The 13,988-nt window shown below is 68.3% G+C and carries 13 protein-coding genes; 2 read left to right on the top strand and 11 right to left on the bottom strand.

Going from position 1 to position 13,988, the window contains the following annotated elements:
- Window positions 1-108 precede the first annotated feature (108 nt).
- The 4 genes from STRTUCAR8_RS25535 to STRTUCAR8_RS25520 form a co-directional block, all read right to left on the bottom strand.
- Window positions 109-1,473 carry a glutamine synthetase family protein gene (locus STRTUCAR8_RS25535; protein ID WP_006378858.1) on the bottom strand — a complete coding sequence of 455 codons (1,365 nt, stop codon included), beginning with the start codon at window positions 1,471-1,473 and terminating at the stop codon, window positions 109-111.
- Window positions 1,473-2,969: an amino acid permease gene (locus tag STRTUCAR8_RS25530; protein WP_044472815.1), complete on the bottom strand. Its 1,497-nt coding sequence runs from the start codon at window positions 2,967-2,969 to the stop codon at window positions 1,473-1,475. Before STRTUCAR8_RS25530 ends, STRTUCAR8_RS25535 begins: the two co-directional genes overlap by 1 nt.
- Window positions 2,970-3,091: 122 nt before the next feature.
- Window positions 3,092-4,090, bottom strand: a complete 999-nt coding sequence (locus STRTUCAR8_RS52725; protein ID WP_158697456.1) for a hypothetical protein — start codon at window positions 4,088-4,090, stop codon at window positions 3,092-3,094.
- A gap of 123 nt (window positions 4,091-4,213) precedes the next feature.
- Window positions 4,214-4,624 carry an ATP-binding protein gene (locus STRTUCAR8_RS25520; protein ID WP_234372725.1) on the bottom strand — a complete coding sequence of 137 codons (411 nt, stop codon included), beginning with the start codon at window positions 4,622-4,624 and terminating at the stop codon, window positions 4,214-4,216.
- A 222-nt stretch (window positions 4,625-4,846) separates the two neighbouring features.
- Here STRTUCAR8_RS25520 and STRTUCAR8_RS25515 point away from each other — a divergent pair, with 222 nt between their 5' ends.
- Entirely contained in the window at window positions 4,847-6,250 is a 1,404-nt protein-coding gene (locus tag STRTUCAR8_RS25515; RefSeq protein WP_006378988.1) for a helix-turn-helix transcriptional regulator, read from the top strand.
- Entirely contained in the window at window positions 6,247-7,131 is an 885-nt protein-coding gene (locus STRTUCAR8_RS25510; RefSeq protein ID WP_006379060.1) for a phosphotransferase family protein, read from the top strand. The genes STRTUCAR8_RS25515 and STRTUCAR8_RS25510 overlap by 4 nt, the downstream gene beginning before the upstream one ends.
- Before the next feature lie 26 nt (window positions 7,132-7,157).
- On the opposite strand, the gene STRTUCAR8_RS25505 is transcribed toward STRTUCAR8_RS25510, so the two are convergent.
- The 7 genes from STRTUCAR8_RS25505 to STRTUCAR8_RS25475 all read right to left on the bottom strand — a co-directional run bounded on the left by STRTUCAR8_RS25505 (window position 7,158) and on the right by STRTUCAR8_RS25475 (window position 13,987).
- Window positions 7,158-7,481, bottom strand: coding sequence for a site-specific integrase (locus tag STRTUCAR8_RS25505; protein WP_006379051.1), 324 nt, complete (start codon window positions 7,479-7,481; stop codon window positions 7,158-7,160).
- A 139-nt stretch (window positions 7,482-7,620) separates the two neighbouring features.
- Window positions 7,621-8,931, bottom strand: a complete 1,311-nt coding sequence (locus STRTUCAR8_RS25500; protein WP_006379108.1) for a hypothetical protein — start codon at window positions 8,929-8,931, stop codon at window positions 7,621-7,623.
- Window positions 8,932-8,986: 55 nt separating this feature from the next.
- A complete protein-coding gene (gene egtD, locus STRTUCAR8_RS25495; RefSeq protein WP_006379053.1) occupies window positions 8,987-10,003 on the bottom strand; it encodes an L-histidine N(alpha)-methyltransferase in 1,017 nt (338 codons plus the stop codon).
- 24 nt (window positions 10,004-10,027) lie between these two features.
- Window positions 10,028-11,299: an MFS transporter gene (locus tag STRTUCAR8_RS25490; RefSeq protein ID WP_006378960.1), complete on the bottom strand. Its 1,272-nt coding sequence runs from the start codon at window positions 11,297-11,299 to the stop codon at window positions 10,028-10,030.
- 146 nt (window positions 11,300-11,445) lie between these two features.
- Entirely contained in the window at window positions 11,446-11,835 is a 390-nt protein-coding gene (locus STRTUCAR8_RS25485) for a hypothetical protein (protein WP_006378907.1), read from the bottom strand.
- Window positions 11,836-12,128: 293 nt separating this feature from the next.
- Window positions 12,129-12,824 (bottom strand): HAD family hydrolase, encoded by a 696-nt coding sequence (locus STRTUCAR8_RS25480; RefSeq protein ID WP_044472812.1) that lies wholly within the window; start codon window positions 12,822-12,824, stop codon window positions 12,129-12,131.
- Window positions 12,821-13,987, bottom strand: a complete 1,167-nt coding sequence (locus STRTUCAR8_RS25475; RefSeq protein WP_006378842.1) for an MFS transporter — start codon at window positions 13,985-13,987, stop codon at window positions 12,821-12,823. Before STRTUCAR8_RS25475 ends, STRTUCAR8_RS25480 begins: the two co-directional genes overlap by 4 nt.
- Between the last annotated feature and the right edge of the window lies 1 nt (window position 13,988).

Genomic DNA, 13,988 nt, shown 5'->3' with positions numbered 1-13,988 from the left:
CGGTGCCGGGAGCTGGACCCCTCGTTCCCCACCCGCCGTCGGGTGCGGGGAACGAGGGCGTTCCACCCTCTGTCGCCGGGGAGCGAATTCCGCCCGGCGGCAGGGAAGTCAGCGGATTCCGCGGTGCCGTTCTGTGTCGGTGACGTGTTTGCGATGCCAGTCGAGTTCAGCGTGTGCAGCATGGCCGTAGTGCTGCACGACGTCCTTGCCGAGCAGGCTGTTCGCGGCGGGGCTGTGCTCGAAGTGCTGGAGCGCTTCGGCGAGATCGGCGTAGACGGGTTCCGCGCTGCCGTCCTGGTAGGCGTCGCCCTGGCAGACCAGCCGTGGCGTCAGCTTCTCCTCGATGCCGTGGGCCATCGCGGCGATGTAGGCGGTCAGGGCGAGGTAGGCGTTGGCGTCGGCGCCGGCGAGGCGGACCTCCAGGTGGGTGCCGGTGCCGTGGCCGGTGACGCGGACGGCGCAGCCGCGTTGATCGATGCCCCAGTTGTAGCGGGTGGGGGCGAAGCTGTACGGCCGGTAGCGCTTGTAGGAGTTGGGCGTGGGCGCGTACAGCGGGGCCAGGTCCGGCGACACGGAGGTGAGGCCCGCGATGGCGTGCATCATCAGCGGCGGCAGGTCGTCCCCGCGGTGGTGGGCGAATCCCGGATCGTCGTGTTCGCTCCACAGCGACAGGTGCAGGTGGAGTCCGCTGCCGATGCCGGTTTGCGGGGCTGCCATGAAGGCCGGGACCAAGCCGTCGCGCCCGGCAACATTGCGGGTGAGGAGCCGGAAGACGGCGTAGTGGTCGCAGGCGGCGAGGGCGTCACCGTAGGCGAACGTGACCTCGAATTGGCCCGGCGCGCCCTCCGGTTTGATCGCTTCGTAGGGGATTCCAGCGTCGGTCATGGCGTCGCTGAGGTTGCGGCAGAAGTCACTGACGGCAGGCGGGAGGTTCAGGGCGTAGTCGAGGTTTTCACTCCACGCTGGTACCAGGCCGGAGCCCTCTTTCGAGAAGAGGACGAATTCGCTCTCCACCCCCACCCTCACTTCGTATCCCAGCTCGCGCATCCGTTTGAGCTGAGTGCGGAGCATGTGACGTGGGTCCACCCGGACCGGTGTGTCGTCGTGGTCAACAGGGGTCCCGATCACGAGGGCGGTACCGGGCCGGCTGGAGAGCATCCGGGCGGTGCTCAAGTCCGGCTTGACGAGGAAGTCGCCATACCCATGCTTCCAGCCGGTTAGCTCGAACCCCTCCAGAGGGGTCATGTCGGCGTCGGTAGCCAGGATGTAGGAACACATCTCGGCCCCGCCGGTCATCCGCTCCAGAAACACCGGCGCGCTGTAGACCTTGCCCTTCAGGCGTCCCTGCATGTCCGTGATACCGAGCACGATCTCGGTGATGCGCCGTTTCTCCACGAGGTCGCCAAGCGACTCCTCGGCAACCGCTCCAGACAGCCAGGGCGAATTGGGACGGATGGATTTTCCTGCGGCCATCAGTAGCCTCCATCGCTGAACGCTGCGGCTTCCCCTGGCAGGGCGGTGCCTGCGGCGGCGAGCTGGTAGTCCCGCTTGCCACGGGTCACCCACGTGATCGCGGCGAGCAGCAGCGCGACCAGCAGTGTCACGCCGGCGTAGTTGAAGGAGTCCGTGGTGATCGGTGTTGACTGCGGCAGGCAGAACACCACAGTGATGATGACCACGTAGACGACTGCGATGATGCCGACCGGCCGCCGCCAGGGCCCCAGGGTCCAGGGGCCGGGCTGGTAGTCGCGTCCCTTGCGCAGCGCCAGGAAGACGGGGATGCCGTAGGTGGGAATCATGCCGACCGCGTTGATCGCGGTGATCGCGCCGTAGGCGGTAGGCGAGTACAGGACCGGCAGGGCGAGGGCGAACGGGACGATGACGGAGAACCACACCGCCCGGGTGGGTGTCTTGGTCCGGGAGTTGACGCGCCGCCAGCTCTTCCAGCCGGGCAGGGCGCGGCTGCGGGAGAACGCGTAGATCATGCGGCTGGCCGCGGCGACCTCGGCGTTGCCGCAGAACAGCATCGCCACGATGACGATCAGCAGGAGTGCCTTGGCGCCGGATGCGCCCAGGACGTCGAGGAAGATCTGCGCCGGCGGGACCCCGGTCGCGGTGTTCTGGGTGGCGGTGTAGTCCTGCATCGCGAACAGCAGGCCGGCGATGAGCGCGAAGCCGGCCACCCAGGACACCCAGATGGAACGCACCATGCCCTTGGGCGCGGAGGTCTGCGCGTCTTTGGTCTCTTCAGCCACGTGCGCGGAGGCGTCGTAGCCGCAGAAGGTGTAGCCCGCGAGCAGGCCGCCGATCAATGCGACGTAGAAAGGGCTGGAGAAGCCCGTGTCGTTGTGGAAGTGCGTGAACACGAAGCTCACCGACTGGTGCTGGGCCGGGGCGAGGGTGAGCGTACTGACGATGACGGCGACGCCCAGGAGCTGCCACCACACCGAGACCGAGTTGAGGAAGGTGACCAGGCGCACGCCCGCGGAGTTGAGTAGTCCGTGCAGCAACAGGATGACGCCGAATATCAGCATGGTGCTCGTCGGGGTGGGGGCGATGCCCCACTGAAGCTGTGCGAGGGCTCCGATGAACGCAGCGGCTCCGTAGTCGATGCCTGCGATGGCGCCCAGCAGGCCGAGCAGGTTCAGCCAGCCGGTGTACCAGCCCCAGCGCTTTCCGCCCAGCTTCTCGGCCATGAAGTACGGTCCGCCGGAGGTCGGGTAGGCGGAGACCACGTCGGCCAGCGACATTCCGACCAGCAGCGTCAGCCCGCCAATCACGACCCAACTGCCCAGCATGACGACGGGCCCGCCGTGCGCTAGGCCGAAGCCGAACAAGGCCATGCCGCCGGCCAGGACGCAGATGACGGTGAGGCTGATCGCGTAGTTCCCGAACGGGCCCATCTTGCGGGACAACTCGGGCTTGATTCCGAGGGCTTCGAGGACGTCGTCGTCATCCGGCGGCGCCATGGTGGCGGCACTTCTGTGAGACACCAGTAATCCCTTTCGGGGAAGGAGGGGTGCGAGGGCGATCGGAAAAGGAGCAGGCGCACGGAGCGGGTGGTGGGGCGCGAGCGTTCATCGGGCGGCCTCTATCTCAGGACGGAGGCGCGGACGCGCAGGAATTCATCCGTCCAGTCCAGGGAGCGGCCGAGGCTGTCACTGACGTCCTTCCACGGCTGGGGCGTGACATAGGGACCCAGTGCGTTGAACACCCACTTCGCCGCGCCGGTCTCGCCGCAGGCCACCAGGGCGTACGCCAGATGGTTCAGGTCCCACTGCGACAGCCAGGGATGCTCGGTGCTGGGAATCGGGGAAAACCACTCCCTTAACGCGCGCATCGTGAAGTGGTGTACCTGGTCCGTCTGCCAGAACCCGAGCGCGCCCTGCTGGCCCTGGCCATGGTTTTCCCTGTAAACGTCCATGAGCGAGTACAGCGGCAACATCAGCAGCTCGGGATGCTTCAGGCGGGCCGAGACGATCCACTGCGAATACTGGAAGGCCGGAACAGCTCCGCTGCGGCTCAGGAAGTATTCGCGCATGCGGTGGTGTGCGTCCCTGTTGCCGGGGTGACGCCTGTTCGCCTCAGCCCACAGGGGCCACGGCCCGGAGAAGTGCATCTCGAAATCGTCCAGCCGGTCCCACGGCTCTTTACGGGTTCGCCAGGAGGGGTCGAAGTTCCGCGGATCATAGGGGAGTTGGGTCAGTTGAAGCCGGCCATTCCACGGCTCGGGAGACTCCGGCCAGAGGCCTTCTGCCCACTGCCATTCCTTGTGAGCCATCCCAGCAGCACGGCCCACCACACCGTGTGACTTGCCCTCTCGATGGAGCTGTAACGCTCCTTGGGTGAGGGCGCGAGCCCACAGCACGGACGCGTACCGGCTGTGCTGTTCTTCGTCCCGCCACATCTTGATGACGCTGCGTGCGCCGGGGTCGGATAGGAGCAGTTGGCAACGGCGCGCTAGTAGAGTCCAGTTCGATCCCGTGCGGATGAGCAGGTCACGAGCGGCCGAATAGCGTCCCATTCTTAGGTCTTCCAATGCGCCCCGCAGGTCTGAGTCGGCACCGACAGGGCTGACAATCAGGTTCATGCCATTGGGGGGCGCCACAGGGTCTCCGCGATAAGCGCTGGGGGTGGCGCTGGTCAATAACGAATCGGACATGAGCACGGATCTCCGGTAGGACGCGAACAGGGTGGGAACGGCAGACCGGCGTCAGCCGTTCTTGCGCGGTACGAGCAACGTCGCCCAGACGTCTTTGCCGCCCCCAGGTGACAAGGCCGAGCCGTATTCGTCAGCGAGTTCCTTGACGAGCTGGATGCCCCAGCCGTTCTCGCAGTCGGGAGAAGCGCGCATTTGGCACGGCTGATTGGGGTCGTCGTCGTGGACGCACAAGGTCACACCGCCGGGGATCTTGGTGAGCGTGATCTGTGCCTCTCTTGCGTCACCGCGAACCGGGCGGGTGTGTTGAAGCACGTTGGTGAGCAGCTCCGTCACCACCAACTCCGCCGCGTCGCACAGCGATCCGAAGCCCCACAGATCCAGGTGACTTCCGACGATCTTCCGTGCGAGGCGTACGGATCGCGGTGTCACATCGAGGGTCATCTCCAGGTGACCGGCAAACACACGTGCCAATGCGCGCACCCCCTCCGGAGTCCCGGGAGGCTCAAGGGTTTTGACCATCTCTCAGATCCACTTCGTTCCGCCGAACCCTCACAACAAGGGTCGACTGAGGTGTGTACTGGTGCGGAACCGGTCAGCAACCATTCAGTCAGGCCGAGCGAACACCGTGCAGGCGCTGATGCCGAGAGCCTCAGTTATCGGCATCAGCGGGAACAGGGGCGAGGGATGCCGCAGCCAGAAAAGACACTCGACCCGGGGGCGTCCCCTCGGGAGTGGTTCGGCTACCAACTCAGGAAGCATCGCAAGATCAACAACCTGTCAGCCCGCCAACTTGGCAGGTTGGTGCAGGTCAGCGACGACATGATCTTGAGCATCGAGCACGGGAAGTACCCGATCTGTCACCTTCACCTGGCGGAGCGCTTCGATGACGTCCTAGGCACTGGCGACCTCTTCACCGAGGCTTGGCCGATGGTGTTCGGAGCGGCGGATGCCGATAAGAAGTCACCTGATGCCGATAAGCGGCGGCCCAAGGCGGCGGAGGTCGCCGTTCCGGGGCAAGCAGGCCGCATGCTGGAGAGCGATACCCCATCGCCTTCTGGGAGTCCTGCACCTGTGGACCGCCGCGCCTTCCTCGCAAACAGCAGCCTCGCCGCCATAGCCTCGATAGACCTGGTCGCCCTGGTCGCCCCACGAGACTTGCCGCAGCCACCTACCCGTATCCGACGCCTGGACATCGAGCAGATCCTCACCGTCGCCGACGAGATTCACCGCCTGGACAACATGCGGGGCGGAGGCGGACTCATCGGCGTACTCGCAGGTCATGCCATGCAGTGGGCCGTCGGACGGCTCACCGTGCCCTGCCCCGGACAGTTGCAGGCCCCTCTGTATTCAGCCGTCGCCCGCCTGGGTATCGTCGTTGGGGCCAGCCACTTTGACGCCTACGCCCACGACGATGCCAGGGTCGCCTTCAAAGTCGCTGCCGAGTGCGCAGAAGAGGCACGTGACTGGCACCTGCGCGCCAAGGTCTACAGCTTCCTCGCGCGCCAAGCTATCTGGGTCGGTGACCCAGACACTGGTCTGACATACGCCGAGAAGGGCCTCGTTCGCTCCGATCGGCTCACCCCTAGGATCCAAGCGATGTTGCACAGCGCGCGGGCCCGCGCGTTCGGAAAGATGGGCGACGTCCGGGGCACGCTGGCCGCGGTCGGCGCAGCAGACGACGCCTTCGGAAGGTCGAATCCGGACGAAGACCCTTCGTGGATGGCCTACTACAACCAGGCGCAGCACCATGGCGACACCGCACACGCCTTCTGGGATCTAGCGATCCTGGTCCATCAGGACCCGGCCCGCGCCAGCCAGCGCTTCAGCATTGCAGTGGCCGGCCACTCCGACGACTATGCACGTTCGCGGGCGATCTCCGGCACTAAGTGGGCGGGCCTGCTGATGGCGAAGGGGGACCCATGCCAGGCTGCGGCGATCGGTGAAGTCGCACTTGATGATGCGGGACACCTCACCTCGCGTCGAACGGCTGACGACTTGGCGGAGCTTGGCCGTTTCGCCAAACAGCATCGGGGGCTTCCTGAAGTGGAACGTCTGCGGGAGCGTATCGCCGTTACGTTGCAGGTATGACGATTTCCGCAGCCGCCTCCCATTCGGTGCTGACCGAGGCGTGCGCCGCGGCCGGGTTCGACGCAACGCACGCCGAGCCCGTTCGGATGGCAGAAAACGAGATCTGGCGTCTCCCCGGCCAAGTGATCGTGCGCATAGCCCGTACTGGTCAATCGGCAGCGGCCGTCCGTGAAGTCGGCGTGGCTCGTTGGCTGGTGGAGAACGAGGTGCCTACGGTTCGCGCTCTTCCGATCGACCAACCCGTCGAGGCTGAGGGCCGTCCGGTGACGTTCTGGGAAGAACTCCCGCCGCACCGCAACGGCAGCGTGCGCGACGTCGTACAACTGCTTAAGCGACTACATGCCCTGCCCGCGCCAAGGTCTGTCCGTCTCGGCCGTCTCGACCCGTTCGTTCGCATCGCAGAACGCATCAACGCATCCGTAACGCTGCCCGAAGATGACCGGCAGTGGCTTCGGCAACGGCACGCCGAGCTGAGAGACGGATGGGAGCCGCGGCCCAGTGGACTAGCGGACTGTGTAGTCCACGGAGACGCATGGGTCGGCAACGTCGCTCGCACCGCCGACGGCCCTGTCCTCATGGACTTCGAGCGGGTATCCGTCGGGCCGCCGGAATGGGATCTGGTGTCGACTGCGCTGAAACTGACCACGACCGGTGCGGTGACGGAGGCTGAGTACGCCGAGTTCTGCGACCTGTATGGCACGGACGTCACGCAGTGGGACGGTTACGAACTCCTCGCCGGGGCCCGCGAGTTGCGCATGACGACGTACGCCGCCCAGTACGCCGCGGAACGCCCCGAGTGGCAGGCAGAGGCGCAGTACCGGGTCGACTGCATGCGTGGCCGCGCTGGGGGCCGCCCATGGCACTGGACCGGCATTCTGTAGCCCTGACCCCTGCCCCCGGCCCTGGCCTAGCCCGTGGTTTCCTCGGCGGCCCGCTGGGCGCGGGCCTCGGCAACCGGGGCGTGAGTGGGACCGCCATACAGCGGCACCGCTGCGAGCGGGTCGCGGGTGCCGACGCCGTGGCGGCGGTCGTAGACAGTGTCCGCAGTGTGGGAGCCGTCCGCCCACCGGCCGGCCTTGCTCCGTTTCGAGAGTGACACGCCCCACTCGGCCATGTCGGTGTTCGCCCCGGCTCGCCTGGAGTGGGAGCAGGCCTTCTTGCCATCGATGTACGGCATGCCCGCCTGTTCGGCGAAGATCTGGAGCCGTTCGATGAGCGAGCCCGGCCGCATCCGGGTACCGCGCTTGCGGTTCGCCGGGTACGACCGGAGAGCGTGGGGTAGCCGACGGCCAGGTACATGCCCGGCGCCGCCCGGTCTTCTGCGCGGCTGGCCACGAGTGCGCAGTCGAGTCGGCCGGCGGGCCGGGTGTTCACGGCGTCCTCCCGTCGTACAGCCCGGCGGCCTCCACGGCGCGGATGGTGTTGTAGTCCTGGTCGATCGCGCGGGGGTTCTCGGCGGCGAGCGTCAGCCGTCCGGGAGAGGTGAGCAGGTCGACGGTGCGGTGCACGGGTATGCCAGGGACCAGCGTGCCGACGTACCCCTGGACTGTCGGGAGAGTCAGCAGGGTGCGCAGGAGGTCCTCGTCGAGCGCGCCGTCGTGCGGCGCGATCAGTGACACCTTGGAGACACTGAAGCGTGGACGATCCGCGGCCAGGCTCTTGGGCGCACCAGTGATCACCGCGTGCACCGCGTCGCGGATATGGTCGCTGCCGACCGCCTCCCGCATGGCCGCCGGGTCGTACGAGCCTTCGGGTCGTGCGCCGCTCTCGATCAGAACGGGCCCTCGCCTGGGCACGTAGATCAGCTCGGTGTGCGCGGGGCCCGCGGCGATCCCCAGGGCGTCGAGGACTTGTACGGTGTAGTGCGCGAGGGTGCGCGGGATCAGCTTCGCGCGGTTGAGTAGGTCGAGGCGGTCGTACACGTGCGTGGTTCCGGTACGGTGGTCGGCCCAGAACTCGGTGATCGTGTGCCGGGGCGTGCCGTCGGCGTTGGGGGCGGAGACGCTGTTGACGACGTACTGCGAGCCCTGGAGCCGTTCCTGGATGACGAGGTGGTCGTTGTTTCCGCCCATGGCGTTGGGGACCCTGTGCAGCTGAATCCAGGCCGCTCGGATCTCGTCGGGGCTGGAGCAGAAGATCACGCCGTCTGATCCGGCGGAGTCGGCCGGCTTGAGTACGAGGTCCGGCGTGTCCAAGGTGTGCGCCCAGGACAGGGCGTCCCGGAGGCGGTCGGTGCTCAGGCTCCGTGGAGCGTCGATGCCCGCACTCGTCAGCGCGGCCGCCATGGCGCCCTTGTCGCGGCGGCGGTTTGAGGTCTGCGGGTCGTTGCCGGGCAGGCCCAGGTGGTACGCCAGTTGTTCGGCCAGGGGTACGCCGATTTCCGTCCCGGCAACCACGGCGCTCACCCGGAGCGCGCGCAGTGCCCGGGCGGTCGCGTCGAGGTTGCCGTCGTGCACGACGACGCGCCGGTATCCGGTGGGGTCGAGAGTGCCGCGGTACAGGGGAGGCAGAGCGTCATCCGTGGGGGTGACCGCGACGCAGTCCCATCCTCGGTCGGCGAACGCACTCTGGTAGTGCTTGCCCGAGCCGTACGGGGCGACGACAGCGGCGCCCCCCGGGAAAACCGGCGAAAGGGGGCTACGAGCAGGGGGCCGGTCGGGACTGATCAAAGGCAGGGCCATGGGGCCACTCCGAAACGGTTGAGACGCATGGACAGGGGGTGGAGGGCTGCCGGGATCAGCGGACGCAGGCGGTGAGGTGGCTCGTTGGCGCGTCCTGGACTGCTGTGTGTTCAGTGGGGATGGCGAGCGCCAGGCCGTAGGAATGATTCGGGGAGGTCAGGAACCGCTCCAATGCCATTCCGGCGGACGCGAGTTCACCGGCCAGGCCGGCGGGCCGGAATTTCGCCGAGATCTCGGTACTCAGGTCTTCACCCGCCGCGAAGTCGACGGCGAGTTGGAGGGCGGGGATCTTCACGGTCTGCTCGATGCGCGAGCGCAGCCGCATCTCGATCCACTCGTGCTCGGCGGCAGCGTCCCAGAGGGCCACGTGTTCGAAGGCGTCGAGATCGAAGTCGGCGCCGAGTTCCCGGTTGATGACCGTGAGGACGTTCTTGTTGAAAGCGCCGGTCGTCGGGTCGTCGTAGGAGGCGACGAGGAGCGAGGGGTCCTTCACCAGGTCGGCACCGAGCAGCAGGGCGTCGCCGGGCGCGAGGAGGGCGCGGATGGCGGCGAGGAACACGGCGCGTTCGGCGGGCGGGAAATTGCCGATGGTGCTGCCGAGGAACGCAACGAGTCGTGGGCCGGGGGTATCCGGCAGGGTGAGCGCGTTGGTGAAGTCGGCGATCAGTGCGTGCACGGTGAGGTCCGGGCGTTCGACGATCAGAGCCTGCCCGGCCTGCCGCAAGGCGCTCTCGCTGACGTCGACCGGTATGTACGTGTGCAATCCGGGCAGCGCATCGAGCAGGTGCCGCGTCTTCGCGGACGAACCGCTCCCGAGTTCCACCAGGGTGCGTGCGCCGCACACTGTGGCGATCTCGCCGGCGTGGGCCACCAGCAGCTCACGCTCCGAGCGTGCGATGTGGTAGCCGGGCAACTCGGTGATCTTCTCGAAGAGTTCGCTGCCGTACGCGTCGTAGAACCACTTCGGCGGCAGCGTCTTGGGAGTGCTGGTGAGGCCACGGCGGACGTCGGCGCGCAGCGCGGCGTCCGTTGCGTTCTTGGGCAGGGTGCGGGTGAGACGGAACGAGTTCACGACAAAGCTCCCTTGAGACGGGGGTCAGGACATGGGCAGGGGCGGACGGCGAGCGGTCACGCTCAGGCGGTGGCGGGCGGAGACGAGGATGAGGGCTGCGCCCGCGGCGCCGGCCGGCAGCAGCCCTGTGGTCGGTGCCAGGCCCGCGGCCGCGGCGCCGGCGGCGCACCCCACGTCCAGCGCGGCCACCAGGAGCGCTTGTGCCTCCGTCGCGGCGCCGGCCGGGGCCAGATCGCCCGTGACCGCGAAGGCGACGCCCAGGAGCGGTGCCATCACCAGGCCCGGGACGACGGTGCCGGCCAGCGCCGTTGTGGGGCTGGCCGCCAGAGTGATCAGCAGCCAACCCCCTGAAAAGGCCGAGCTCAGGACGATCAGGTGCTGTACTGCTGTGCCCGGCCACAGGCGCGCCCCGTACAGGAGTCCGCCGGCGACGGCACCGAGGGACAGCACGGCCGGGAGGGCTCCGGACAGCCACGGTGTGCCGTACTCGGCGGCGGCCGATACCGCGAGGGGCGTGAGGGCGCCGAGGGGGATACCGACGCCCACCATGGCCAGGTACAACCCGCGCAACTGCGGGGATCTGAGCGGACCTCGCCAGTCGGACCTGTGGAGGCGGACGGTGGTCCACGTCCGGGAGGCCGGCGTCGTCACGACCAGAGCGGTGCCAGCGGCACCGAGAGCGGCCGTCGCCACCAGCGCGGCGAATGCCGAGGACACCATGACGATCCCCGCCACCAGCAGCGGCCCCACGACGTAGATCATTTCTTGAGCCGCTGCCTCCAGCGACAGCGCCGTTCGCTGGTGGGCGCGGCTCGGCATGAAGGACCCCGTTCCGAACAACGCCCTCAACCCTGCCTCGATCGGAGGCTTGGCCGCCCCCGCGACGGCAACGCCGGCGACTGTCCACCACCGGTGCTGAGACCCAACTGCCACGCCGACGAGGGCGGCTGTGCTCAGCACGGTGGCTGCGGAGAACGGAAGCGTCTGTCCGTACCGGTCGGCCAGACGGCCGATCAGCGGACCGCCGACCGCACTGGCCACCAGGTACAAGGCGGCCAGAGCCGCGCTGATGGCCGCACCGGAGCTGTGAGCTCCGATCACAATCGCGAGCGGGGCCATCCCGTTGGGAAGGCGTCCGATGAGCGTCCCGGCCAGCAGACGCGCCGCGCAGGGCACCCGCAGGACATCGCGGTACCCGACAGGCACCGGACGCCTCGGCGGCTCAGCCGTGGAACCGAGGACGGCCACGGCAGGTCCGGAGGCGCCGGTGACCGGCCGTGAAGTGGGCTGTTGCACAGGTGAACTCCCGCCAGGACGAGGGAATGGTGGTCCGGTGGATCCGGACGGAACGGAAACGGTGAGACGAGGACCCGGCCCGGCCCGGGCGGTCAGGGGCGCCTGCGGCGAGTCCGGGCCGGGAGCAGAGGGGGCAGCCGCACAGGTCAGTCGACGTGCCAGCGGGTCATCGCGCCGCACTTCGTGGGCGCGTGGCCGGTCTTGTACACGCACGCGCGGATCTTGTGATAGCCCTCGAAGAGGATGGGTGTCTTCCAGCTGCCACCGTTTTTGGCCCCGGTGTCCTTCACGCTGGTGAGGAGCCGGCGGCCGTCGTCGGCGAAGATCTGGGTGACGGCGCCGAAGCCGTCCACCTTGATGTCGTTCGCGTAGACCCGGCCGTTGCCGTAGTAGTACCAGCCCTCGGCGCCGCGGCCGCTGGAGTAGACATAGCCGGAACTCGCGGCGGAGGCCGGGGCGGTGGCGAGTGCGATGGTGGCGAGCGCACCGCCCAGTGCGACGGGCACCGTGTGTTTGACGAAGCGTGAGACGGACATGGAGTTCCTTCCAGGGATTGACTTCAGGTGAAAAGAGGCGCCTGTTTCGGTGCGCGGGCCTGGCGAAGGAGCAGGCCGAGCGGCAGGCACACCGCGGCGCCCAGGGCGCCGCAGGACAAGGCGGAGAGGCCCTCTCGCGGGTGTTGAAGGGGGTGGCGGCGCGCCGCTCGGCGGGGAGTGTGACCACCGAGGAGTGCCACGGCTCGTCACGGCACGGGAGTTGGGGTGCAGGGCGGTCATGGTGGTCGGGATGCGGCGGGTGCCGGGCTGGCGGGAGGGCGTCGCGAGGGGGGTCATGCGCTCGTGGTGAGGGCGGCTGCCGGGTGTGTGACGGCGGGCGGCCGGGGAAGCCGGCGGGCGAGTGTGGCCGGGTCGCCGGTGTAGTGCAGGGCTTGCAGGCCGAGTTGCTCGGCGGCTTCGACGTTGTCCAGCCGGTCGTCGACGAACAGGGTCTTTGAGGGGTGGGGCATTCCGGCGGCCTCGAGCGCTGCCTCGTAGGCCCGCTTGTGGGGCTTGTTCACTCCGATGCGGGCGGAGTAGACGGTCCGGCTGAACAAGGTGGCGCACCATTCGGTGTCGTCGAGGGTGTTGGCCAGCGGTTTGGGTGCGTTGGACAGGAGTACGAGACGCAGCCCGGTGGCGTGGGCTGTGTGCAGGAGGTCCAGCACGGCGGAGTCCGTGTCGGTCCACATGTCGATGTCGGCGCGTCCGAGAGCGGCCAGGAGGGTGCTGCCCACCGGCGCGGTGCGCCCGTTGCGCAGCAGTCCGCTCCAGAACGTGTGGGTGGTGGCGGTGCCCTGGTCGTAGGGCTCCCGTCCCTGCCAGAACGCCTGTTGGAAGGCGTGGGTCTCCTGGGGGTGCCAGTCCGCGAGTTCGGCGAGCCGGGACCACTGGGCCGGTCCGGGCTGGCGGCCGATGACTCCGTTGTAGTCGAGGATCACGGCCTCGAGGTCGGCGCCGCTGGGGGTGGTGGGCTGGGAAGAGGTCAACGGGACTCCAAGGCTCGGTGGGAGACGGCAGCGACGGTCGCGGTCATGACGACGAGCAGGGCCAGCGCGGTGGTCAGGCTGGTGAGCGAGGCGATCGCCCCGATGGCGGCCGGTCCGGCAAGCAGGCCGAGGTAGCCGATGGTGGTGACGGTGCCCACCGCGCGTGGTCCTCCCCGTCCGGCGGCTGTGATGAGGGCCGGCATGGTCGTGGACAGGCCGGCTCCGAGGGCCATCCAGCCGAGCAGGGCGGCCGGGGCGCTGCCGGCGATCAGGGCCGCGCCGAGTCCGGCGGCGGCCAGGGTGGCGCCGGCGCGTACCAGGGCGGGTGCTCCGTAGCGGCGGGTCAGTCGGTCACCGGTGAGCCGGGCTGTGGCCATGGCGGCGCTGTAGAGGGCGTAGGCGGCTGCCGCGGTTGCCTCGGAGCTGTGGAGGGAGTGCAAGTGAACTGCCGACCAGTCGGCGGCGGCGCCCTCGGCCAGCAGGCATGCAGCGGCCAGGGCACCGAGCAGCCAGACCGAGGCGTGGGAGGTCTGCGCCGGCTTTGCCTCGTCCGGAACCGTTTCGGGACGCACGGGTGCGTGGTCGAGGGAGGTTGCTCGTACGGCTGGGACGGCGGTGACAGCGGCGAGCACCGTGAGGGCACCGACCATCGCGAACAGCACCTCGTGGGACATCCAGGTGGTCACGGCTGCGAGCGCGGCTCCGCACAGAGCACCGATCGACCAGGCGGCGTGCAGCCCGGACATGATCGACCGCTGGAAGGCGATTTCGCAGTGAACGGCAGAGACGTTGCAGCCGACGTCAAGCAGCCCGTGTGCGAGGCCGAAGACGACGGCAGCCCCGATCAGAGTGGGCAGCGTCCGGCACTGCCCGAGAAGAGCCAGGGCGAGGCCGAGGACGACGGCGGGGACGACCAGCAGTCGGGAGGGACCGTGCCGGTCGGCCAGGCGCCCGCCGAGCTGGAGTCCGGCGACCATGCCGACTGCAGCGCCGAGAAGAACGAGTGACAGATGGCCCGTCCCAAGGTTGGTCACCCTCTGCACTGAGGGCATCCTCGTGCCCCACACCGCCATGACGATGCCCATCACGGCGAAGACACCGAGCAGCAGCCGTCGGTCGCCCGTCGGCGGTGCGGACTGCGCGGCCGGAGCGATCACGGTCATC

It is taken from the genome of Streptomyces turgidiscabies Car8, from assembly GCF_000331005.1.
GTDB classification, from domain to species: domain Bacteria; phylum Actinomycetota; class Actinomycetes; order Streptomycetales; family Streptomycetaceae; genus Streptomyces; species Streptomyces turgidiscabies.
The sequence above is the reverse complement of the archived record's forward strand: the minus strand, read 5'-3'. Positions and strand labels throughout refer to the sequence as shown.